This is a genomic window from Ileibacterium valens (assembly GCF_001945525.1).
Lineage (GTDB): Bacteria > Bacillota_I > Bacilli_A > Erysipelotrichales > Erysipelotrichaceae > Ileibacterium > Ileibacterium valens.
On the sequence record NZ_MPJW01000015.1, the window covers coordinates 1 to 2,530 of the forward strand.

Annotated in this window: 3 protein-coding genes and 1 rRNA gene; 3 read left to right on the forward strand and 1 reads right to left on the reverse strand. The window is 38.6% G+C overall.

Going from position 1 to position 2,530, the window contains the following annotated elements:
• Positions 1-102 (reverse strand): 16S ribosomal RNA (locus BO222_RS00295); the annotation flags it as partial.
• Positions 103-791: 689 nt separating this feature from the next.
• Between BO222_RS00295 and BO222_RS00300 the strand changes: the two genes are divergently transcribed.
• The 3 genes from BO222_RS00300 to BO222_RS00310 all read left to right on the forward strand — a co-directional run.
• Positions 792-1,208 (forward strand): (deoxy)nucleoside triphosphate pyrophosphohydrolase, encoded by a 417-nt coding sequence (locus tag BO222_RS00300; protein WP_075817358.1) that lies wholly within the window; start codon positions 792-794, stop codon positions 1,206-1,208.
• A gap of 288 nt (positions 1,209-1,496) precedes the next feature.
• Entirely contained in the window at positions 1,497-1,886 is a 390-nt protein-coding gene (locus tag BO222_RS00305; RefSeq protein ID WP_075817360.1) for a hypothetical protein, read from the forward strand.
• Between the two features lie 133 nt (positions 1,887-2,019).
• The coding region (locus BO222_RS00310) for a transposase (RefSeq protein ID WP_178390427.1) at positions 2,020-2,530 on the forward strand (511 nt) is incomplete at its 3' end.

Below are 2,530 nucleotides of genomic sequence, written 5' to 3' on the forward strand. Positions count from 1 at the left end.
TTACTCACCCGTTCGCCACTGTATCCAAAGATACCGTTCGACTTGCATGTATTAGGCATGCCGCCAGCGTTCATCCTGAGCCAGGATCAAACTCTCCATTTGATTTGACTCAACGCTTTTGCGTTTTATTTTATTTTTTGATTGTTCAGGTTGAATTGACTTGTACTTGGTTTGTTTGTTTAACCTGTACCAATTGGTACTTGTACATACTGTCTGTAAAGTTTTCAAAGAACGAGTTATTTGTGAAGATTTATTTATCTTTCGCAAGCTTGTTTATCTTACTCCCTGTCCTGATCAAAGTCAAGACTTTTTTGTGAATTTCTTTTTGAATTTCACAATCAGAAGAAGACTTCGCTTGTGAGAAACAATCCGTCTCTCACAAGGCTCATTAAGAATACCACTCCAAACCTCACCGGTCAACCCTTTTTGTGAATTATTTTTATTTTTTCACAAATAAGGATTTCAGCCTTTAGATAAAGGAGTCTGGATATTCAATACTGCTGTTTCAGTTCTGATTTTTCAATCAATTCCATAAACAGCTTGCTTACCTTAATCCAAAACAACAGAAAGGTCAATCTCTTTTCCCAGGAATTCATTCTGAGCATTCATTCATTTTGATTTTATCCGTTTTTGGTTGAGCTCTTTATCACGCATCTCGAAATCTATTGCTGCTTTTTTCGCGATAAAATAGATACATCGAGTTCAATCCTGTTTCTTTAAAAACAGTTAGTAAGACACGATTGACTCATACTGCATCAGGCAATATTAAATGTAAGAAAAGAGGAACAAATATGATCGATGTAACAGCGGCTGTCTGTCAGCAGGATGGAAAAATTCTGATTTGTCAAAGACCCGCCGAAAAAAACTTTGGACTTCTCTGGGAATTTCCGGGAGGAAAAGCAGAAGCCAATGAAACACTGGAGGAGTGTCTGAAGCGAGAATTGAGAGAAGAGCTTGCCTTTGAAGTCAAAGACTTAAGACTGCTGGATGTAGTTGAAAAAGCAGACGTCGGAATTCGGCTGCATTTTTTTACGTGTAAGCCAAATCAAAGCAATCCTCGAAAACTTGAGCACAATAATATACTCTGGATTCCAGAAAACGAACTGCACAGATATCGTTTTTGCCCTTCCGATCAGCAACTGATCGATACAACAGACCATAGACTTCTATTTGGTCCATTGAATCCGGATAGATCCATTAAGGGATGAGAATTGACTCATTTCTCAGGTCGATACGTTGAGAGATTAAAGCCTTAGAAGTATTCACTCATATACGTGCGGAAATGCATTCACAACTTATCCAGATCGACATCAGCGAAAATCAAAGATTTTAAGAATAGATATTGTTTTCTGACTTTTGTAAAATTTACAATATCAAAAACAAGTCCCGAAATTGATTTTCTAAACGAATTCGAATCATTTTGCCCATTGTTCACTTGATTACAGTTCATCTGTTTTACAATAATCAGGACATTTAAATTAAGGAGTTAATTAATTATGGAAAGACAAAAGAAATCCTTCATTTCTTCAACGCTTTATTTGCTTTATCCCATTCTGTTTATCGTGGCCCTTTATTTTCTCTCTCCAAGCTCTATTGCTTATGCAGATAACGATTTTAATCTGGTTATGATCCTGCTTCCACAGGCAGTAATACTGCTAATGTCTGTATTATTTGGTTTTATCATCCGCGCTGGTCGTGTCGATATCTCCGTTAAAATCATCGGAATGACCTTCGCTTTGTTGATCACAGCTGTCCCACTGCTATATCTCTTCGACTTACTGCCAATGTTATATATTTTTCAGGGCAAAATGTATTTTGATCCTCTGACCTGGACGATCTATTGTTTCTGGATGATCAGCATGGAAATTCTGTATCTTAAAAAGTAGTCGAATCAGCTGACTGATAAGCTTTTACTTTTGTTTCAAAATTAAAGGGGCTGTTAAATTTCTGACAGTCCAAAAATAAAAAGAGGCACCTGATCCGTAATGGATGAGGTGCCTTTTTTGGTAAAATATGTTCATGCTTAATAAACAAAATTACCAAACACACTATAACTCGATTCAGGGCCGTTTGCCACTGCTCCATTCTCTCTTCCCTCATATTGAGATGGATTCTGTCTTCACTACTGTCAGTTCCTTTGTCGATGATTATCTCGACCTTGCCCTTTATCCTTCTTTTGCCTCCTGGCCAGCCTGCCATTTCCCAGCAGACGCCATGCTCAAAGCCGCTCTGATTTCTTTTACTCTTTATGGCTACTGCTCTTTGCGGCAGCAGGAAGAACTTTATTCTCACGACATCCGTCTGCTCTGCCTTTTCAATGGCGAAACTCCTTCTTACGGTACAATTTCCCGCTTTCAGAAGGAATGCCTTACTCCATGCATGGAGGATCTCTTTACGGAATTCAACCGCTATGCCGAACAGAATGATCCTCAGATAGACTCTTCTGTCCTTTATCTGGATGGAACAAAAATTGAAGCCAACGCCAACAAGATGACATTCGTCTGGACAAAGGCCACTCAGAAATATCTGG

What these genes read in the sequence shown, in the direction of transcription:
- BO222_RS00305 (WP_075817360.1), top strand. Translation starts at nt 1,497, where the DNA reads ATGGAAAGACAAAAGAAATCCTTCATTTCTTCAACGCTTTATTTGCTT.
- BO222_RS00300 (WP_075817358.1), top strand. Translation starts at nt 792, where the DNA reads ATGATCGATGTAACAGCGGCTGTCTGTCAGCAGGATGGAAAAATTCTG.